The sequence below is a fragment of the Pantoea sp. SORGH_AS_0659 genome (genome assembly GCF_031453915.1).
GTDB classification, from domain to species: domain Bacteria; phylum Pseudomonadota; class Gammaproteobacteria; order Enterobacterales; family Enterobacteriaceae; genus Pantoea; species Pantoea leporis.
In genome coordinates this window covers 220,540-239,853 of the sequence record NZ_JAVJAK010000003.1, presented here as the reverse complement: position 1 = coordinate 239,853, position 19,314 = coordinate 220,540, and the positions used below count along the sequence as shown (strand labels likewise).

The 19,314-nt window shown below is 50.9% G+C and carries 13 protein-coding genes and 3 pseudogenes; 10 read left to right on the top strand and 6 right to left on the bottom strand.

The genetic code is table 11. The annotated features are described in order from the left end of the window. The first annotated feature begins 5 nt into the window (after positions 1 to 5). Positions 6 to 3,123 (top strand): annotated as a pseudogene (locus Q3H59_RS22245) (multidrug efflux RND transporter permease subunit). 361 nt (positions 3,124 to 3,484) lie between these two features. On the opposite strand, the gene Q3H59_RS22240 reads toward Q3H59_RS22245, so the two are convergent. The 4 genes from Q3H59_RS22240 to Q3H59_RS22225 form a co-directional block, all read right to left on the bottom strand. Continuing rightward, the gene (locus tag Q3H59_RS22240; RefSeq protein WP_280173235.1) at positions 3,485 to 5,029 is read right to left on the bottom strand and encodes a methyl-accepting chemotaxis protein; all 1,545 of its coding nucleotides are present in this window, start codon (positions 5,027 to 5,029) and stop codon (positions 3,485 to 3,487) included. Between the two features lie 549 nt (positions 5,030 to 5,578). Continuing rightward, positions 5,579 to 6,832 (bottom strand): sensor domain-containing diguanylate cyclase, encoded by a 1,254-nt coding sequence (locus Q3H59_RS22235; protein WP_280173236.1) that lies wholly within the window; start codon positions 6,830 to 6,832, stop codon positions 5,579 to 5,581. Between the two features lie 548 nt (positions 6,833 to 7,380). Then, complete coding sequence (locus tag Q3H59_RS22230) at positions 7,381 to 8,100, bottom strand: SDR family oxidoreductase (protein WP_280173237.1); 720 nt, start codon at positions 8,098 to 8,100, stop codon at positions 7,381 to 7,383. Positions 8,101 to 8,181: 81 nt separating this feature from the next. Continuing rightward, entirely contained in the window at positions 8,182 to 8,814 is a 633-nt protein-coding gene (locus Q3H59_RS22225; RefSeq protein ID WP_280173238.1) for a glutathione S-transferase family protein, read from the bottom strand. A 123-nt stretch (positions 8,815 to 8,937) separates the two neighbouring features. Here Q3H59_RS22225 and Q3H59_RS22220 point away from each other — a divergent pair, with 123 nt between their 5' ends. From Q3H59_RS22220 to Q3H59_RS22205, 4 genes are all read left to right on the top strand, one after another. After that, positions 8,938 to 9,819: a LysR family transcriptional regulator gene (locus tag Q3H59_RS22220; protein ID WP_309837317.1), complete on the top strand. Its 882-nt coding sequence runs from the start codon at positions 8,938 to 8,940 to the stop codon at positions 9,817 to 9,819. 123 nt (positions 9,820 to 9,942) lie between these two features. After that, positions 9,943 to 10,716 (top strand): enoyl-CoA hydratase/isomerase family protein, encoded by a 774-nt coding sequence (locus Q3H59_RS22215; protein WP_110866701.1) that lies wholly within the window; start codon positions 9,943 to 9,945, stop codon positions 10,714 to 10,716. 101 nt (positions 10,717 to 10,817) lie between these two features. Beyond that, a complete protein-coding gene (locus Q3H59_RS22210) occupies positions 10,818 to 11,939 on the top strand; it encodes an alkene reductase (RefSeq protein ID WP_280173240.1) in 1,122 nt (373 codons plus the stop codon). Positions 11,940 to 12,232: 293 nt separating this feature from the next. After that, positions 12,233 to 12,634, top strand: a complete 402-nt coding sequence (locus tag Q3H59_RS22205; protein ID WP_280173241.1) for a VOC family protein — start codon at positions 12,233 to 12,235, stop codon at positions 12,632 to 12,634. A gap of 155 nt (positions 12,635 to 12,789) precedes the next feature. Here Q3H59_RS22205 and Q3H59_RS22200 read toward each other — a convergent pair. Next, positions 12,790 to 13,335 (bottom strand): annotated as a pseudogene (locus Q3H59_RS22200) (cysteine hydrolase family protein). A 608-nt stretch (positions 13,336 to 13,943) separates the two neighbouring features. Here Q3H59_RS22200 and Q3H59_RS22195 point away from each other — a divergent pair. Then, a pseudogene (locus tag Q3H59_RS22195) lies at positions 13,944 to 14,263 on the top strand (tyrosine-type recombinase/integrase); the annotation flags it as partial. Between the two features lie 96 nt (positions 14,264 to 14,359). Here the strand turns inward: Q3H59_RS22195 and Q3H59_RS22190 are convergent. Continuing rightward, complete coding sequence (locus Q3H59_RS22190) at positions 14,360 to 14,908, bottom strand: TetR/AcrR family transcriptional regulator (protein WP_309837313.1); 549 nt, start codon at positions 14,906 to 14,908, stop codon at positions 14,360 to 14,362. A 134-nt stretch (positions 14,909 to 15,042) separates the two neighbouring features. On the opposite strand from Q3H59_RS22190, the gene Q3H59_RS22185 reads away from it, so the two are divergent. The 4 genes from Q3H59_RS22185 (at position 15,043) to Q3H59_RS22170 (ending at position 18,966) form a co-directional block, all read left to right on the top strand. Then, positions 15,043 to 16,134, top strand: a complete 1,092-nt coding sequence (locus Q3H59_RS22185) for an alkene reductase (RefSeq protein WP_309837311.1) — start codon at positions 15,043 to 15,045, stop codon at positions 16,132 to 16,134. A gap of 74 nt (positions 16,135 to 16,208) precedes the next feature. Next, positions 16,209 to 16,991, top strand: a complete 783-nt coding sequence (locus Q3H59_RS22180) for an SDR family oxidoreductase (RefSeq protein WP_309837310.1) — start codon at positions 16,209 to 16,211, stop codon at positions 16,989 to 16,991. A 132-nt stretch (positions 16,992 to 17,123) separates the two neighbouring features. Then, on the top strand, positions 17,124 to 17,954 hold the full coding sequence (locus Q3H59_RS22175) for an oxidoreductase (protein ID WP_309837886.1): 831 nt from the start codon (positions 17,124 to 17,126) through the stop codon (positions 17,952 to 17,954). Next, positions 17,944 to 18,966 carry an NADP-dependent oxidoreductase gene (locus tag Q3H59_RS22170; RefSeq protein ID WP_192413341.1) on the top strand — a complete coding sequence of 341 codons (1,023 nt, stop codon included), beginning with the start codon at positions 17,944 to 17,946 and terminating at the stop codon, positions 18,964 to 18,966. The genes Q3H59_RS22175 and Q3H59_RS22170 overlap by 11 nt, the downstream gene beginning before the upstream one ends. Positions 18,967 to 19,314: the final 348 nt, after the last annotated feature.

Sequence of the window (19,314 nt, the reverse complement as noted above, 5' to 3'; positions counted from 1 at the left end):
TTCCGATGCCGCAATTTTTTATTGAAAGGCCTGTTTTTGCATGGGTTATCGCCCTGTTTATTGTACTGGCAGGCATAATTGCCATTCCGCAGTTGCCCGTGGCGCAGTACCCCGCTGTGGCTCCTCCGAGCGTCAGCATTACGGTGACCTATCCCGGCGCCACGCCAGAAACGATGAATGAGTCGGTCATCTCGTTGATCGAGAGAGAAATCTCCAGCGTTGACGACATCCTCTACTTCGAGTCTTCAAGTGATACGTCAGGCACTGCCAGCATTACAGTGACCTTTAACCCCGGAACGGACATCAAGCTCGCTCAGGTTGATGTGCAGAACAAAATCAAGGTGGTTGAATCCCGGCTGCCTCAGACCGTACGTCAGAACGGTCTGAACGTGGAGGCGGCCAACGCGGGATTTCTGATGATCGTCGGGTTGCGCTCGCCCTCGGGTCGATTCAGCGAACAGGACCTAAGCGACTATTTTGCGCGTAACGTTTCTGAGGAACTACGTCGCGTGCCAGGCGTTGGCAAAGTACAGCTGTTCGGCGCTGAGAAAGCAATGCGCGTATGGCTGGACCCGGTCAAACTATTTAACTATAAGCTCTCGGTCAGCGACGTTACCACCGCGCTGAGCCAGCAGAACGCCCAGGTCTCGCCGGGCAGAATCGGCGATGAACCGGCGCAGCCCGGACAAGCGGTGACCTACCCGCTTAACGTACGCGGGCAGCTCAGTTCTGAGGAAGAGTTCCGCAACATTACGCTTAAGGCGCTAAGTAACGGTTCGCGCGTCCGGCTGGCTGACGTGGCGCGCGTGGAACAGGGTCTGCAGAGCTACGCGTACGCGATTCGTGAAAACGGCCATCCGGCTACTGCCGCAGCGATCCAGCTGATGCCGGGTGCCAATGCCGTCAGCACGGCAGAGGGCGTGCGTTCTCGGCTAAATGAACTCTCAACGGTGCTGCCGCAGGGCATGGCGTTCTCGGTGCCGTTTGATACCGCGCCGTTTGTGAAGCTGTCGATTGAGAAAGTCATCCACACTTTTATTGAAGCCATGGTGCTGGTATTCCTGGTGATGCTGCTATTTCTGCAGAATCTGCGCTATACCTTTATTCCGGCAATTGTCGCGCCGGTGGCGCTGCTCGGCACTTTTACTGTAATGCTGATGAGCGGGTTTTCCATTAATGTGCTGACCATGTTTGGCATGGTGCTGGCTATCGGCATCATTGTTGACGATGCGATTGTGGTAGTGGAGAGCGTTGAGCGCCTGATGGCTGAAAAAGGCCTGTCGCCAAAAGAAGCAACACGTAAGTCAATGCGCGAGATTACGCCAGCGATTATCGGTATTACGCTGGTGCTTACCGCCCGTATTTATTCCCATGGGATTCGCCACCGGCTCGGTTGGCGTCATCTATCGGCAGTTCACACTTTCGATGGCTGTTTCCATTTTGGTCTCGGCTTTTCTTGCGCTGACGATGACCCCTGCACTGTGTGCTTCCCTGCTGAAGCCGATTGCGCAGCACGGCGTAGAAAAGAAAGGCTTTGCAGGCGTGTTTAACCGCCGCTTCAGTGCCCTAACGACAAGCTATGAGCGGGCATTGCACGTCACGCTGCGCCGTGGTGGCCGCGTCATGCTGATTTATGCCATGCTGAGTGCGGTGATTTTTGCTGCCTATCTGGCGCTGCCTTCATCCTTTATCCCTGAAGACGATCAGGGCTACTTTATGACGTCGATCCAGTTGCCGTCAGATGCCACACAAGAGAGAACCCGTCATGTGGTTGATCGGCTTGAAAAAGCGATCATGGAAAGGCCCGGCATTGCCAGTAATATCTCCATTTTTGGCTTTGGTTTTTCCGGATCCGGTCCGAACACCGCGATGGCCTTTACCACCCTGAAAGAATGGGGCGAACGGCAAGGCGCGACCGCTGATGGTGAAGCAAAATTTGTCCAGACGAAGATGAATGACGATCCCGCCGCCACGGTAATGAGCCTGATGCCGCCCGCGATTTCTGATATGGGGACTTCATCGGGTTTTGACCTCTACCTCGAAGATCGTGCCGGCCGCGGTTTTACAGCATTGTTGCAGACAGCCTCAGAGCTAACGGAGAAAGCCAATAACAGTGGCGTGGTCAGTGATGTCTACATTGAGGGTTTACCTGCGGGTGTAAGTGCCACTCTTGAGGTAGATAGAGAAAAAGCGCAGGCAATGGGCGTCAGCTTTGACGACATTAATCAGATGCTGTCAGTCGCGATTGGCTCAAACTACGTCAATGACTACGTAGATAACGGGCGAGTACAACAGGTTATTGTGCAGGCGGACTCCCGTTACCGTATGCAGCTGGCAGATTTACTCAAGCTTTACGTTAGGAATGCCTCGGGTGAGATGGTGCCGCTGTCGGCCTTTATCTCGACGGACTGGACCCAGTCGCCGCAGCAGCTCAGTCGTTATCAGGGCTATCCGGCGATTAAAATCACTGGCAGCGCCGCTGCTGGTTACTCCAGCGGGGCAGCGATGGCTGAAATGGACCGACTTGCCGCTTCTCTTCCAGCAGGCTATTACACTGAGTGGACTGGCACCTCGCTGCAGGAACGTAGCTCAGCGGCTCAAATGCCGCTGTTGATCGCCTTATCCGTTCTTATTGTTTTCCTGGTGCTTGCCGCGCTGTATGAGAGCTGGACAGTACCGCTTTCAGTAATACTTGTCGTTCCGCTGGGTATGGCTGGCGCTCTACTGGCGGTATTTCTCGCAGGTATGTCTAACGATGTTTTTTTCAAAGTCGGTATGATCACACTAATCGGACTTTCAACCAAAAACGCCATCCTCATTGTAGAGTTTGCGCGACAACTTTATGCGCAGGGTGAGCCGCTGCTTGAGGCAACGAAGCAAGCAGCCCGACTACGCCTGCGGCCAATTATCATGACGTCACTGGCTTTTACTCTTGGTGTGGTTCCCCTGATGATGGCAAACGGTGCCAGTAAGAGCACCCAGAATGCGATTGGCACAGGCGTGTTCGGCGGGATGCTTAGCGGTACGCTGCTGGCCATCTTCTTTGTGCCCGTATTTTTTGTGATTATCACATCGGCTGTGCAAAAGCTTAGCGGCTTGCTGAAAAGGGTAAATAAAGGCTGAATGCTAAGCCCAGGCAATCCTGAGTTGATTGCATTGCCATCCATCGACAATGTTAATAAACCCTGCTTTAAACGCGAAGACCCACTTTTCGCTCATAGGGGACGCTGTCATGCACAGCGTCCACTATGGCAGGAGCGGACATTGTTGGCATCGTGTTTATTGTTAACTGAGCAGTTCATATTGCGGTAATACCCGGCCATCGTCACTGACGAGGTATTTAGCGCCATCTCAGCGACCCATCCTTAACAGGAAGAGCCACAGAGTAAGCTTGCCTGAGGCTGTTTTCACACGGAGTCGAACGAAAAGAAATCAAACAATGCGGGGCCCAGATTAAAGAAGAGCCCCAATGTAAATGAAAATATTAAACCTGGAACGCTTCAACCATGCCTCGCAACGCATGTGCCTGAGCAGAAAGCTCTTGCGACGCAGAGGAGGACTCTTCAACCAATGCAGCATTGTTCTGCGTTACGCCATCCATTTGGCTGACGGCAATGCTGACCTGTGAAATTCCCTGCATTTGTTCAGAAGAAGCCAGAGATATCTCGTCCATCGCATCCGCAAGCTCACCTACCATGCTGACTATTTTCATGATGCTCTGCCCGGTTCCTGTCGCCACGTTCACACCACTTTCCACCTGCCCTACGGCCTGCTCAATGAGTTGTTTGATATCCCGTGCAGCAGTCGCACTTCGTTGTGCTAACGTTCTGACTTCACCGGCAACCACGGCAAATCCCCTTCCTTCTTCACCGGCGCGAGCAGCTTCAACGGCGGCATTGAGTGCAAGAATATTGGTCTGGAAGGCAATGCTTTCAATGACGGAAGTAATATCCCTCACTTTTGTCGCGCTGAGAGAAATCTCGTTCATCGTATCCGACATTTTCTGCACATCCGCCTCACCAGCTCGCGCCAGCTCTGCTGTCCCACGTGCAACTTGTGCCGTCTGCTGTGCACCTGCAGTATTACTTTTCACCGTTGCCGTGAGTTGCTCCATACTCGCGGCCGTTTCCTGAAGCGCAGCGGCCTGCTGTTCAGTACGGGATGAAAGTTCAGTGTTGCCTTTTGATATCTCATCCGCGGCTAAAGCAACGGATCCAGCCGAGTCTTTAATTTGTGATACCAGTCCACGTAGACTCTCCTGCATACGATCTAACGATGCCAGTAGGCTGTGCTTATCGTTACGGCGCAAGGTTATTGAGGTTGTCAGATTCCCCGCGGCGATGGCTGCCGCAAGTGCCTGTGCCTGGGCGGGCTCGCCGCCTAGCTGACGCATCAGTACACGTACGATTAAATAACCGGTCACCACAGAAATAATCACCGAGAGCGCCGCCATTATTAATAAAATAAACGCTGTACGTGTCGTGGATGCACTATTCTCAGCCATCGTATCCTTGCTGAGTGTCATTTCGATGTTTGTTAGCGCATCCAGCGATCCCATTAATGCCTGTTGCGCCGGTCGCGCCGTTTTCATGAGGTAAACCGTTGCTTCTTGCTGACGGTTATCGAGTCCCATCTGCCCTGCGATCATTAACGTCTCCATCGCGGCGCTCTCAGAGGCAACGACTTTTTCAAGAGCCTCCTTCCCGTGAGAGGAAACATTGAACCTCATGCTATCTACCAGCTCACGGCGCTTCTCAATATAATTTTTCTGCTGCGAGATTAATCTTTGCCATTCAGGCTGCATTTCTACGGGATCGCTCAGTAAAGCCAGGTTGCGCACGGCAATGGCCATATCTCGAGCAATTCCCCGCATATCCTGAACCAGCGTAAAGCGCTTCATCTTGTTATTGACCGTATCTTCCATCCCATCCCGCGCCTGCCATAATGCGTTCAGAGCAATCCCCGTGCACAATACGAAAAGAATAATGAGCAGACTGAAACCCGCAGCCAGACGTGTAGATATTTTCATTTATAATTCTCTTAAAGTTCAAGATGCTTTGCCGAAGAAGAGGAATTATAGACAGTGAAATTAACCCTGCCTGCGCGACAAATTAATAAGGGCTTCACTCAAATTCATCACGCACGGAAAATATAAGAACTGCTTGAGTTATCACGGATTACTTAAGTTAAATTTGGCATTTTTAAATGCTTTGGATTAATTTAACCCCGTAAATAACTCAATTTAAATTAACCTTTATTTTAGGGAAAATATTTTATATTTTTTTAGTTACATTATTTTAAAAACGAAGCGTGTTTTAAAAACACGCTTACTTCGAGAAAATTTAACTTATGTTACGCTCTTACCATTACTCAGATTGGATTGAAAAGGAAACGACAGCTTCCTGTAATACCAGAAAACGCCATAATCATACTGAAAGTCTGTCCTATTTTGTCCTCACCGTGGTAACGGCGACCGGCATGCCCTCCTCTGGCCAACTTCATCACATACTTGAAGATCATGCTAAATGGAAAAGAAGTTGAGCGCCGGAGAGAGCATGTGAAACGGGCTGGCTTAATCTCACATTGGCAGCGTATCAGGTTGGAAAAATTGATATGACCCATCACGTCGTGCTTTAGCCTGATACATCGCTGTATCGGCATTTTCAAATAACGTATTTACCGTTTTTGTCCCAAATCGTGCCAGGCTGATGCCAATCGATGCGCCGATCTTTACTTCTACGCCATTGATAGCAAAAGGACCCTTCAGGCCGTCTATGAGGCGCAGTGCAATAGCGGCTGCAGCATCATGACTACTGCACTTTGCTGCCACGACAAACTCGTCTCCTCCCTGACGTGCTAACGAGTCGCCCTGGCGCATGCAACTTTGTAGCCGTTCGCTTACCTGCTGCAGCAACATATCCCCTATTGCGTGCCCCATCGAATCGTTAACTGCTTTGAATCCATTCAGATCGATAAACAGGACAGTCGTATACGCAGGATCTTCTACGTGCGTAAGCATGGATTGCACTTTGTCGTTGATCCAGGCTCGGTTTGGCAGTCCGGTTAAGGTGTCGCGGGTCGCGAGCAGCTCAAGCATCAACATCTTTTCTTTATCACGGGTGATGTCACGCGAAACCAGCACTGCTCCGATATTTTTACCTGTAGAGGGATCGCTTACGCCGCAGGCCTTAGTGCCAAGTGTAATGTAGTGACCGTTACGATGCCTTTTACGCACCTCGACGACGTCTGGTAACTCAGCACCGTTGAAGATATTTGCCAGAACTGCCGCAGCAGGCTTTTGATCGTCGATATGCAGGAAGTCCACCACCAGCTGGCCCACTATTTCATCGGCTGACCAGCCTATCATTTCGCTATACGAAGGAGAGATCGAAACGTACCGACCATCCGCATCACAGTGGGCGATCAGATCAGTACTGTTTTCAATCAACAAACGATATTCTGTCGCCGTGCGCAGCGCGTCCTGAAGGGCTTTGCGCTGTCCGGTAACATCTAAAACGAAGCCGCTAAACTGTGTATGAGAATCACCTGGTTGGCATGCCGGCAGACCTGAAACAATCACATGGCGCATCGTTCCATCCAGACACTTGATCGGCACCTCTATATTAAATGGCGTCTTAAACTCTAATGCCGCTGTCAGCTGCATCGCGATTTTTGCATCTTCCTCTACCAGCGCAAGGCTAAGCCACTCACAAAGCGTTATGCCTTTAAGTAGGGGCAATAAGCCTTCAGGGCTTTCCTGGCTGGCAATGCAAATGCCCCGTGCATCCGTCGACCAAACGGCAGAAAGTGTGGGTTTGATCGCGATATTCATGCTGGTGATTCCGTTGTTTGCCGATGATGCTGAACACATTTATTTCTGCTGCTAAAACCCATCAGGTGCTGAAAAAGTGCCTGATTATGATAACGTCATGCTTTCCATCGCAGCACTGCCAGAGCCTGTTATGAGGCATCTTAGGGCCGCAAAAGCTGATCTCTATTTATCGGCTGATGAGTTCAGGATCTTTAGTGACCCGCATTAAACATTGCCGATCTCGACACGGCGTTTCGCTTCGTGCTTTTTATCGAGCAGGTATTATCCAGCGACATCTGATGCTCATGCCATACGCGTGGGCGCGACTGAAAATGCATAGGCAATATTCACCGCTCCGTCTTCAGTCGGGCAATTATAGGTGAGTATTGAGTCATCATACTTTGCTTTCTTCTCAACGCTCTCAGAGCTGTAAACACATGACCTGCTTCGTGGTTAAAGTGGATCGTGCAGTGTGCATGTCGGCTTCTCGCCAACAGCGGACATAACAGCATGCCGCTATTAAGTCACTTGAAGGGGCAAAATTTGATTCTGGCCTCGATTTTTACCTATCAAAAAATTAGGTTGCCTATCGATGCACCGCCATCAACATATAAGGTTTGTCCTGTTATAAAGGCCGCATCCTCCGACATCAGAAAGGCAATTGTTGCAGCGATCTCAACCGGTTGCCCAAACCGTTTCATAGGTACACCCGCAAGATAGCGCGCCTCACCCTCACTTCCTGGCGGATTGTTTGCCCTGAAAAGTTCGGTTTCAGTAGGACCGGGCGCCACGGCGTTCACGGTAATTCCGGTCTGAGCGAGTTCCAGAGCCCAGTTACGGGTGAAACTAATCAAGGCCGCTTTAGCTGCGGCATACGCGGTCCGCTCAACGCTGCCCAGCACGGTAAGACTGGAAATATTGACGATCCTTCCCCAGCCCCGATCCTTCATTCCAGCCAGAATAGCCTGAGTTCCCTGTATCGCCGGGAAGAGATTGACGCGCATCACATCGTCAAACTGGGTTAAATCGATTTCACCAAGGCGCTGTGGCTTTACCAGCCCGACGTTGTTTACTATCCCGTCAAAGACGAATTGCTGACTCAAGGATTCAAAGGTCTGGCGGGTTTGCTCAACGTCTGCCAGATCTGCGTTGATTAAGGTACCGGGAAAGTGTGGGTTAGCGCCTCGCGCCAGTCCAACCACCTGATGCCCCGCACCGGCAAGCCGATGGGACAGTGCCAGCCCGATGCCCTTACTGGCACCGGTAATCAGAAATGTTTTCTTCATCATTTACTCCAGTTATTGATCTCAGGGACAGAGCGCCGGAACAGGGTTAAAAACCATCTCTCAGATATTCTAAAGTGCAGCGCCTCAAACTGAGGCGAGCGCGTTAACGCGTTCAATCGCGCGCTTGACGGCAGGGCGTGCCGCCATCTGTTCAAACCATAGTGTAACATTCGGTGCGTTTTCAAGGCTTACGCCAGCAAACTCGCGACGCCACAACCAGCCAAAGTGCGCGATATCGGCAATCGAAAATGCCTCTCCAGCGACAAACTCATGATCGGCAAGGATGCTATCCAGCACTTTTACTGTACGGTCGGCTTCTGATGAAAAACGTTGCATTGCCAGCGGTTGCGGCCCAGCTGCCTGACGTAGAAAGAATCCGGCCTGACCAAAAGCAGGCCCCAGTCCAGAAGCATGAAAAAATAACTGCTCAAATACGCGCGCTCTTTCCAGGCCAGCGGCAGGCAAAAGTATTCCGTTCTTTTCGGCAAGATAAACCAGATTAGCGGCGGATTCGGTCAGCACCCGCTTCCCGAAACCGGCATCCGTATCGACAAGCACCGGGACTTTGCCGTGAGGATTAAGGGTGATGAATTCAGCCGATTTCTGCTCTCCTTTACGCACATTCACAGCGTGTAAAATATAATCAAGACCGAGTTCTTCCAGCGCAATCGGCACTTTGATGCTGTTAGGCGTAGCAAATGCATAGATATCTATCATGATCCTTTCCTGGTTAAAATTACCGCCGGGCCATTCCCGAGGTGCTGTGCAAGATATTGGCTGGCACGTCACGGGAATAGTAGTTATCCTGCCGGGATAACAACTATTCTTCAGGGGAATGAGATGGATCGCTTTCAGGCTATGGCCACGTTTATTCGCGTAGTGGATACAGGGTCTTTTTCAGCTGCGGCCAGACAGCTCAACATCGGTCAACCTGCCGTATCGAAAATTGTGGCTCAGCTAGAAGCCCGCTTACACACCAGTTTGTTGACCCGTTCAACCCATGGCCTGACACCAACCGAGGCAGGCCAGCGATTTTACGAGCGGGCGCGTCTCGCCTTGCAGGAAGCAGACGAGGCTGAACTGGCCGCCAGAGGCGCGGGAAAAGGGCTGTCCGGAAAATTACGCATTTCAGCAGCCACCACGTTTGCGAGGCTGCATGTCATTCCTCAGCTTCCACGTTTTCTTGAGGAACACCCCGAATTGGATGTGGACGTCATTCTTGATGACCGGGTGATTGACCTGATTGCCGAAGGTGTTGACGTGTCGTTAAGGATGGGAAACCTGCCCGACTCTACTGCCGTAGCCCGTAAACTGGCGACAAGTCCACGATCCGTTATCGCCACGCCAGACTATCTTGCCAGCAAAGGGGAGCCCAGCACGCCAGCCGAACTGGCAGAACATGATGCCGTTCTTTATAACCCTCAGCCAAGCCTGTGGTCATTTACCCGCGAGGACGCGGTTATTCCCATTTCTTTGAGAGGGCGCATTCGAGTCAGTGCCGCCGAAGGTCAGCGCGCTGCCGTGCTCAGTCATATGGGATTGTGCATTGCTTCTGACTGGATGTTTGCAGGGGAACTTAAAAGCGGCGCGGTCAGAAAAGTGCTAACGGCATGGCAGCTGCCATCCATCGATTTGTGGGCCGTGTTCCCTAATGGCCGTCTGGCAAGCGCCAAAGCACGACAGTTCGCCGGCTTTGTTGAAACCATCATGGCGGAAAAATAGCTACAGCTATTCCTTATGGGAATAGCTGTTATCTAATCATGAGGCGATCCCTTTTTAATGGGAATGGAATAGTGTTGTTTCACGGCCAGCCACTCCGGGCTGGAAACAACAAGGATCGCCTCCATGACAACGTTTGACTCTTATCGTAATGCCTTTGCCAATGCCCGCCTGACGCGCAAACCCAATGGCGTACTGGAAGTCCAGTTCCACACAGCCGGTGAAAAGCTGGTTTTTGATGGCCACACCCACGAACAGTTTGTTTCCCTTTTTCACGCCATCGGCGAAGACCGTGAAAACCGCGCTGTGATCCTAACCGGCTCAGGTGATGCCTTTATGGACGCCATCAGCCCGGAAGGGTTCGATTTCTTCAGTCCGCTCGGTTTCGACAAAATCCTGCGTGAAGGCAAAAAGGTGCTCAGCAACATTCTGGATATCGAAGTCCCGATGATCACCGCGTTAAATGGCCCGGTGCTGCTTCACAGCGAATATGCCTTGCTGACCGATATCGTACTGGCAACTCCAGAGACGGTTTTCCAGGATAAACCCCATTTCGAATTCGGTATTGTTCCCGGCGATGGCGTTCACATTTTGTGGCCAGAAGTCATCGGCTCAATCCGCGGTCGTTACTTCCTGCTTACCCGTCAGGTGCTTGATGCGCAGACGGCGAAAGAGTGGGGGGTAGTGAACGAAATTGTTCCCGCAGATAACCTCCTTGCTCGTGCACATGAAATTGCTGATGGTATTGCCGCCCTTCCGCCGCTGACCTCGCGTTATACCCGTATTGCACTGACTCAACGCCTGAAACGACTGTTAGAAGAAGGCATTGGTTATGGTCTGGCCCTTGAGGGAATAAGCGCGGCCCAGGTTGTACACACCATGGCTCAGCAACAGGCCTGATGGCTAGCCACCACCGATAAAGTAAACCACTGAACTTGATAATGACCATAACGAGGAACTCCCTGTGAACAGGAGCTCTTCCTCATTGCGAGGGGAATATTATGAAGACGTTACTGTTACCTGTTTCTGCTGGAAAATTACAGCTGAGTCACCGCGTGGTGATGGCGCCCACCACGCGCATGCGAACCGTAAAGGGCGGTATCCCGGGCGAATTAATGATTGAATACTATCGCCAGCGTGCAAGTCAGGGAGGACTACTTATCGCTGAAGCAACAGCTGTGTCTCCCTTTGCTAACGCTTATGAAGATGCTCCGGGTATTTTTACTGATGAACAACAGTCGGGCTGGCAACGATTAGTCGAGGCGGTACATGCTCGTGGCAGTCAAATCGTACTTCAGCTTTGGCATCCGGGCCGCCAGTCGCTGCCTGAATTGTCAGCAGGCCGCCAACCCATCGCCCCTTCTGCGCTGATCGCCAGAGATACCTATGGCGTGGTTAAAAATCCCCAGGGCGCGTATGAGGGCAAACTTTTTCCTGAGCCCCGTGCATTAGAAACGAGTGAGATAAAAGGTCTTATGGATGAGCTGCGACAGGCCGCCCTTCGAGCCAAAGCCGCTGGATTTGATGGTGTCGAGTTGCATGCAGCCAATGGCTATTTACCTGAACAGTTTCTGCTGGATGGCAGCAATCAGCGCACTGATAACTACGGTGGCAGCCTTGAAAACCGTGCGCGTTTTTTGCTGGAGTCAGTGGAAACACTCAATGCTGTGTGGGGGCCGGGACGCGTTGCCTTACGTATTTCTCCGAGCGGTATCTATGGCGATATGCATGACAGTAATCCCACGGCGACTTTCCGCTATCTGGTCGAGCAATTGAACCCGTTAGAGCTGGCCTATTTGCACATTATTGAACCCCGTATCGTCGGTCCAGATGACAGGGAGTCAGGACATTATTCCGAACCGGTCGCAAGCCGAGATTTGCGTGCTTTTTATCAGGGAACCATTATTGCGGCAGGCGGTTTCAAGCCGGATGATGCAGAAAGTATGCTGCAACAGGGTGACGCTGATCTAATCGCCTTTGGTCGCCTTTTCACTTCAAACCCCGACTTGCCAGAGCGTATTCGCCATGCATTCCCATTGACCGCATTTAACCGCGACACCTTCTTTGGCGGGGACGCGCGAGGTTATACCGATTTTCCTGCTTATTCCCCTTTACCGCTGTAAAGGGTGGTTTGATTGCATCGACCACATGTGCTTTAGAACCATAGAAAATTTAGTCATTATTGATGATCCGGTACGCCAAACTAATACCGGATCATTTGTAATTTAAAATCGACATCAACTTTTTAAAGCTGAGACGTCCGCTTTTCGCTCATAACGGACGTTGTGCAGGCCCATGTCCGCTATGAGCGAAAAGCAGACTTCAGTGCTTTGGACAAACCCATAATGCAACTAAGGATCATTTATGTTAAAAAAATGTTTCTTGGTAGTTATGTCTGAAACCTAATGGAACAGAAATGAGAACGCAGAAGCGATGCATGGGATATGTGGCCATAGTCGTTGATGACTATGATCGGGCAATTGAGTATTACACGGAAACGCTGGGGTTTACTCTCGTTGAAGATACACCTCAGCAGGGTAAACGTTGGGTCGTAATCACACCTAACCCGGAAAGCGATTGCAATCTTCTACTGGCACGCGCTTCAAATGAGAGGCAGGAAGATTTTATAGGCAATCAATGTGGTGGAAGGGTATTCCTTTTTCTGCAAACTGATGACTTTTGGCGCGACTACAACTCCATGAAATTAAAAGGCGTTACATTCTCCCAAGAGCCTCGCGAAGAGGAGTACGGAACAGTAGTTGTATTTGAGGACCTGTACGGCAACCGCTGGGATCTTTACCAGAACAAGCAAAATTAAAACTCCCTAACGGTTGAGTCATTACGACGTTTCCGCCCCCAAAATAATGTCCGCTTTTCGCTCATAGCGGACCTTGTCTAAGACGCACTTCTGCTTCGTGCCTGAAGCGGACTTTAAGCACCTTAGCCGCCCTGAGGGCGGCTCTCAGTCTCAACTCATTTCTCAGAGTGAAAGGCCCAGTCAGCTGCTGTCGCGAGCGACACAAACGGGCCAGCTAGTGTGACGTTGTGGTGGCTGATGATTTCATTTGCGGAAAGGTAATTGTTATCCATTGTCGTGTGCGCATCTGAAATCAGCACGGTCCTGAATCCCTGTTCCGGTGCTGCGCGGCAGGTAGTGTCCACACAGAATTCTGTTTTCATCCCGGCGATAACCAGTTCCTTAACACCTCGCTGGCTAAGCTGACGCTGCAGGTTCGTATCCCGGAAACAGTTGGGGTGCTTTTTGATAAACACGACATCGTGCTCGGCGTTCACATTCATTTCGGGTATCAGTTGTGTCAACGGACTTTGCTCAGAGAAGTGAGAATCATCAGGTCCGGTGTGGCGGGCAAAAAATACGGGCACCTTAGCCTACCTCGCTTTTTCAATCAGCAAGCAGATGTTAGACAGAACCGAGTCGGCAAAATACGGTGAGGCGGGGCCACGGAAAAGTCCCTGCTGCATATCGATAACTAAAAGCGCATTTTCAGATGAAATCATGATGTATCTCCATTCAGTGAGTCATGAACGGAGAAATTTTCTTCCCCGTCCGGTTTGGCGGGGAGTCAGAGTCTGTTTTGTCAGGAGCCAGTCACAGATACGCCCACGCCGCCGAAAGTTCCGGTGGTGGTAACGGTTGTAACTGGATGAACTGACTTAATCATTTTCTGACTTTCTCTTATGGGTTGGGTATCAGGAACAGGAAACACAACGAATCCAAAAAAATTGCTCTTTTCTTTTAGCACTGAGATTTACCGGATTCAACAAATATGTTTCCTCAATATTGCCGAGCTTTGTTGGCACCCCCTGCCCCGCAAAGGAAAGCAATTTGGCTTCCGCTTCTCGCTAATATGGGACATTGGCCTGACGTCATTACACTTTTGGCAAAAGCAGATATTATCTGAGTTATGCAGTTTCACCTGGCTTAGCTCGTCTATTTATCTCATTGCATCTTATAACAGGTTAATGCTGTTTATCAGATAGCAACGGCTTCATGAAACTGCGTTCGTGGCTAAGGATGAACTTTTTGTGGTTAGTTTCATCGAAAAGTTTGACACATTCAGCCTTACTTAAAGTGGCTACTCTGTATTCTTCATACTGCACAGGGGGCAGTAGCGGCCAGGATCAAAATGGCTCACCTGCGAAATGGCGACTATCTATTCCAGTCTCGCGTTGGCTCATAACGCCACATCTCAACCCGGCAATATAACCGTATTTTTCACGGATGGATTGAGAAGCTCGGTCTCGACGATTCGCTTTACAGCACGCATTCTATGCGCAGGACTAAACCTTATCTAATCTACAAAAAACAAAAAATCTGAGGGTAATCCAGCTTCTGTTGGGCCATAAAAAACTCGAAAGCACAGTTCGTTACCTGGGCATTAAAGTCGATGATGCCCTGGAGATATCTGAATCGATTGAAGTCTAACTAGCGAGGGTTGCAACAGCAGCCCTGTGCCAGAAGCGGACGTTGGTGATTTATTTATATGCACTGCTGAAAACAAGTCCCCTTAGCCCAACACATTCAATCCTCACTGGCTTCATGATTAACAAGACGCGCACGGCAGACATCCAGAATTTCATCAGCCAGAGCGGAATTATCTGGGCAGGCACGAGACAACACCAGTGCACCCACAAGATGGGCGATGGTATCTATCAGGTCAGCGCGCGTGCCATTTTCAATTCCTAAAACGGCGAGTTGGCGTTCAATTCCAGCGGCAAATGTCGCCTTAATTGATTCAGACTGACGGGATGTATCGGTGCCCAGTGCTGACATCACGCACCCTTTTCCCATATCATCGCGATGTTGTCGGGAGAGGTAGTATGCAATAAATTTTTCCCGGTCCACACCTGCCGTGCTTTCTGCAGTACGCGTAAATCCGCAGCTCATCGCTTCCGCCATCAAGTCTGCCTTTGAACCAAAGTGCTTGTAAAACCCGCCATGGGTTAAGCCTGCCGCTGACATCAGTTCCGCCACGCCCACGCCATCGTAACCGCGTTCGCGAAAGAGTTCTGAGGCCGTTTCAACAATGCGTGTCCGGTTTTCCCGAACCTGCTCTTTCGACACTTTCATGCTTTCCTGCCCCCTCTTAAAAATTGAGTTTAAGTATACATTGATGATGACCGTAATCAAACGGGTTGACTTTATAGATTATGATCATCATCATTACATTGACACCTCAACCCACCATTAACGGGCGAATAAGCATGACGAATCAGACATTATTTCAACCCTATGAACTTGGCTCACTAACACTGGCCAACCACATCGTGATGGCACCGCTGACACGTAACCGGGCCGGAGCGGGGCTGGTACCGGGCGAACTGGCGGCGACCTACTACGCCCAGCGTGCCACAGCAGGATTGCTGATCACTGAAGCCACGCAGATCTCCGCACAGGCGCAGGGCTATCAGGATACGCCGGGGATCTACACGCAGGCTCAGATCGATGGCTGGCGTAAAGTGACTGACGCGGTGCATGCCAAAGGTGGGCGCATATTTGTACAGTTATGGCACGTAGGACGAATTTCGCATGTCGATTTACAGCCGGGTGGCGCTGCACCGGTCGCGCCGTCAGCCATTCGCGCCGAGACAAAAACCTTTGTGAACAATGGCTTTGCTGATGTTTCTGAGCCACGTGCGCTGGAGTTGCAGGAAATACCGGGGATTATCGACGATTTCAGAACGGCATCGGCCAATGCCATTGCCGCCGGCTTTGACGGCGTAGAGATTCACGGCGCGAATGGTTATCTACTGGAACAGTTCCTCAAAGATGGCGCAAATCAGCGTACTGATGAATACGGCGGCTCTGTTGAGAATCGTGCGCGCCTGTTGCTGGAAGTCACGGCGGCTGTAAAAGATGAGATTGGTGCTGACCGCACCGGCGTACGTATTTCACCGGTTTCTCCTGCTAATGCGATTTCGTGCAGTGATCCGCAGCAGCAATATGATTACGTCGCTGACCAACTCAGCGCATTAGGCATCGTGTACCTCCATGTAGTTGAAGGTGCGACGGGCGGCCCGCGTGATGTATCCCCGTTCAATTACGACTCCCTGCGCCAGCGTTTTAAAAACACCTACATTGGCAACAATGGCTATGACCTGGAACTGGCGTCCGCTCAGCTTGCGCAGGGTAAAGCCGATCTGTTCGCGTTTGGTCGCCCGTTCATCTCCAACCCCGATCTGGTCGAAAGGCTGAAGACGGGCGCACCTCTGGCCTCAATCAATCCTGAAACACTTTATGGCGGTGGCGCAGCGGGATATACCGATTACCCGTCGCTGACTGAGACCAGTAAGTAAAGCACCGGTGTGACGGTTCTTCATACATCGCACATGGCGAATTATGTTTACACTTTGATAAAGAAGATCAAATTATGACTAAAGCTTCAGTTCTCATTACAGGCGCATCCACGGGTATTGGTGCGGTTTACGCTGAACGGTTCGCCCGCCGGGGCCACGACCTGGTTTTGGTTGCGCGCGACAAAACGAAGTTAGAAATACTGGCCGATCGTCTGCGACAGGAAAATGGCATTTCTGTCGATGTTTTGCCTGCTGACCTTACGCAAACGAGCGATTTAGCTGTGGTCGAAGCTCGCCTGCGTGAAGACGCGCAGATTGGCATTCTTATCAATAACGCGGGTGTTGCACAGTCCGGCAGTTTTGCAGAGCAGACACCTGATTCAATAGAAAGCCTTATCGCGCTTAATGTTACTGCGCTGACGAGACTTGCCAGTGCCGTGGCACCACGCTTTGTGCAAGCGGGCGAGGGATCGATCGTCAACATCAGTTCCATCGTCGGCCTCGCCCCAGAATTTGCCATGACGGTTTACGGCGCCACCAAAGCCTTCGTGCTTTTCCTGTCTCAGGGAATGAATGTCGAGCTGTCATCTAAAGGCATTTATATCCAGGCGGTGCTCCCTGCCGGCACTTACACGGAAATCTGGGACCGTGCGGGTATCGACATCACTAACTCGGCAAAATTCATGGAAGTGGGCGAATTAGTGGATGCCGCACTGGTAGGTTTTGACCGCCGTGAACGGGTCACCATTCCGCCTTTACATAATGCTGCCCGCTGGGACACCCTGGATGCTTCGCGTCAGGCTCTGCTTTCGGACATCAAACAAGATGAATCCGCAGAACGATATAAATCACTGTAATCAATGAGGTGTCCTGTGCAGAACGGTCTTCCGGCTGTTCTGCACAGCGGTAAATCCGACATAAATCCATTACAGCCTGTCGTCTCATCAGCGATGAGAAACCTGAAACATCTCATGAAGGTCTTATTCAGCATGGCAAAAAAACGTGTTGCACTGGTTACCGGCGCGTCCTCGGGTATCGGCGAAGCGTCTGGTCACAAACTTTTAGCCGCAGGATTTACGGTATATGGTACGAGCCGGCGTGGCGCTCAGGCGGGAAAGCATCCATTTCCTTTACTGGCGCTGGATGTGACGGACGACGCTTCTGTCGAGGCCGCCATTGAGGAGTTGCTGCGTCTGGAGGGGCGAATCGATGTTCTGGTTAATAATGCGGGCTTTGGGGTTGCTCCAGCGGCGGCGGAAGAGAGTTCTGTCGAACAGGCCAAACACATTTTCGACACCAACTTTTTGGGCATCGTCAGGTTGAGCCGCGCAGTGATCCCTCATATGCGCCGTCAGGGCAGCGGGCGCATCATCAATATCGGTTCGATACTCGGCATCGTTCCGTTGCCGTATGTGGCACTTTATGCTGCCAGTAAGCATGCGGTCGAAGGGTATACCGGAGCACTGGATCATGAACTGCGCACACAGGGCATCAGAGTGTCTGTCATCGAACCTGCCTACATGAAAACACAGTTTGAAGCCAATAATATCGAGGCGGATGCAAAGCTTCAGGAGTATGACCAGATCCGGGCTAAGCTGACGAAAGTGGTGAGCAAAGCAATGGCTGAGGCGGAAAGTCCGGAGGTGGTGGCTGACGTGGTGGTTAAAGCTGCTCAGACTTTACGCCCAAAGGTGCGCTACACGGCGGGAAGGCTGGCAGGTCAATTGAATTTTATTCTCAGATTCGCTCCTGCGTCATTCCTGGATAATGTGGTGCGCAAAAGTCTTCAGCTTGATGCGAAAAAAATAAATGAAGAATAAGACGATAAAAGCACTTACGTTTAAACGCTATGGTAAATCCCCTGAGCTGGGATTCGATAATATCGATTGCCCTTCCCCCAATGATAATGAAATTCTGGTAAAAGTTTTCGCTGTGGGTCTGAACCCGATTGATAACATGATCCCAACCGGAATATTCAAACCGGTTTTGCATTTTAAACTCCCCGCCACTTTGGGAAGCGACTTAGCCGGGGTTGTCATCGCCGTGGGGAGTCGAGTGATGCGGTTCAAGCCTGGTGACGAAATTTTCGCCAGCACTTTCGACACGGGAATAGGTTCTCTTGCGGAGTTTGCAGTGGTGCCAGAGAGCGCTGCAGCCATAAAACCCACGAACCTGGATTTCGTGCAGGCGGCTTCGCTCCCGATGGTGAGCCTCACATGCTGGCAGGCGCTGACAGAGCGAGCCGGGTTGCAGCCTGGTCAGAAGGTCTTCATCCCGGCAGGTTCCGGGGGGATTGGCAGTTTTGCCATCCAACTGGCGAAGCACCTTGGCGCACAGGTGGCCACGACAACCAGCACAGACAACGCCGGGTGGGTGAGTCATCTTGGCGCAGACGAAGTGATTGATTATAAAAAGCAGGAATTTGAAAACGAGCTGAGCGGCTACGATGTGGTTCTCGGCACTATCAGAGGCGATTCAATTGAAAAATCCACCCAAATTCTCAAGCCGGGTGGAAAGATTGTTTCTCTCATCGGTCCATTAGATGCTGCGTTCGCCCGGTCGCGGAGACTAAACGTCCTGCTGCGTTTAGTTTTCGGGCTGATGAGCCGCAAGATCATACGTCTTACAAAAAATCGAGGCCTCACTTATTCATTTCTTTTTGTCCGTCCTGATGGCGATCAGCTCGCCCAAATCGGCAAACTCATTGAGGCAGAACAAATCAGGCCGGTGATCGACAAGGTATTCCCTTTTATAGAAGCAAAGGAAGCTCTTGCCTATTTGGATCAGGGGCACGCGAAGGGCAAAGTAGTCGTTAAGATGCAGGAGTCATAACTAATGAAATTTGAATCTGTTTAAAGAATATCGAAAGAAAAACTCCACTAATTTGACGATATATCAAGGGCATGTTGTCAGCTAAATTGATGGCCGTGAATGTCCGCTATTCGCTCATAGCGAGCCTGACGCGCGCGTCCGTTTCCTGCCATTAGCGGATGCGACGGCTCTGAATGAGAAATTAATAGTTGAAGGTATAAGATCTCTGGCTGACGGTGATTTTAAAAATGAGCGAAAAGATCATCGGCTCAGTATCTTGTACACGAATGTCAAATCGGTTGAAACAAATACTGATTTCTAAACCGGCTTTAGCTGACTTATTGCTTTTGAATGAAATCACACTAACTG

Excerpts from the sequence above, each read along its gene's own strand:
- Q3H59_RS22210 (WP_280173240.1), top strand. The coding sequence starts at position 10,818 with ATGAAGACGTTACTGTTACCTGTTTCTGCTGGAAAATTACAGCTGAGT.
- Q3H59_RS22170 (WP_192413341.1), top strand. The coding sequence starts at position 17,944 with ATGAAGAATAAGACGATAAAAGCACTTACGTTTAAACGCTATGGTAAA.
- Q3H59_RS22230 (WP_280173237.1), bottom strand. The coding sequence starts at position 8,100 with ATGATGAAGAAAACATTTCTGATTACCGGTGCCAGTAAGGGCATCGGG.
- Q3H59_RS22205 (WP_280173241.1), top strand. The coding sequence starts at position 12,233 with ATGAGAACGCAGAAGCGATGCATGGGATATGTGGCCATAGTCGTTGAT.
- Q3H59_RS22240 (WP_280173235.1), bottom strand. The coding sequence starts at position 5,029 with ATGAAAATATCTACACGTCTGGCTGCGGGTTTCAGTCTGCTCATTATT.
- Q3H59_RS22215 (WP_110866701.1), top strand. The coding sequence starts at position 9,943 with ATGACAACGTTTGACTCTTATCGTAATGCCTTTGCCAATGCCCGCCTG.
- Q3H59_RS22175 (WP_309837886.1), top strand. The coding sequence starts at position 17,124 with ATGGCAAAAAAACGTGTTGCACTGGTTACCGGCGCGTCCTCGGGTATC.
- Q3H59_RS22220 (WP_309837317.1), top strand. The coding sequence starts at position 8,938 with ATGGATCGCTTTCAGGCTATGGCCACGTTTATTCGCGTAGTGGATACA.
- Q3H59_RS22185 (WP_309837311.1), top strand. The coding sequence starts at position 15,043 with ATGACGAATCAGACATTATTTCAACCCTATGAACTTGGCTCACTAACA.
- Q3H59_RS22190 (WP_309837313.1), bottom strand. The coding sequence starts at position 14,908 with ATGAAAGTGTCGAAAGAGCAGGTTCGGGAAAACCGGACACGCATTGTT.
- Q3H59_RS22180 (WP_309837310.1), top strand. The coding sequence starts at position 16,209 with ATGACTAAAGCTTCAGTTCTCATTACAGGCGCATCCACGGGTATTGGT.
- Q3H59_RS22225 (WP_280173238.1), bottom strand. The coding sequence starts at position 8,814 with ATGATAGATATCTATGCATTTGCTACGCCTAACAGCATCAAAGTGCCG.
- Q3H59_RS22235 (WP_280173236.1), bottom strand. The coding sequence starts at position 6,832 with ATGAATATCGCGATCAAACCCACACTTTCTGCCGTTTGGTCGACGGAT.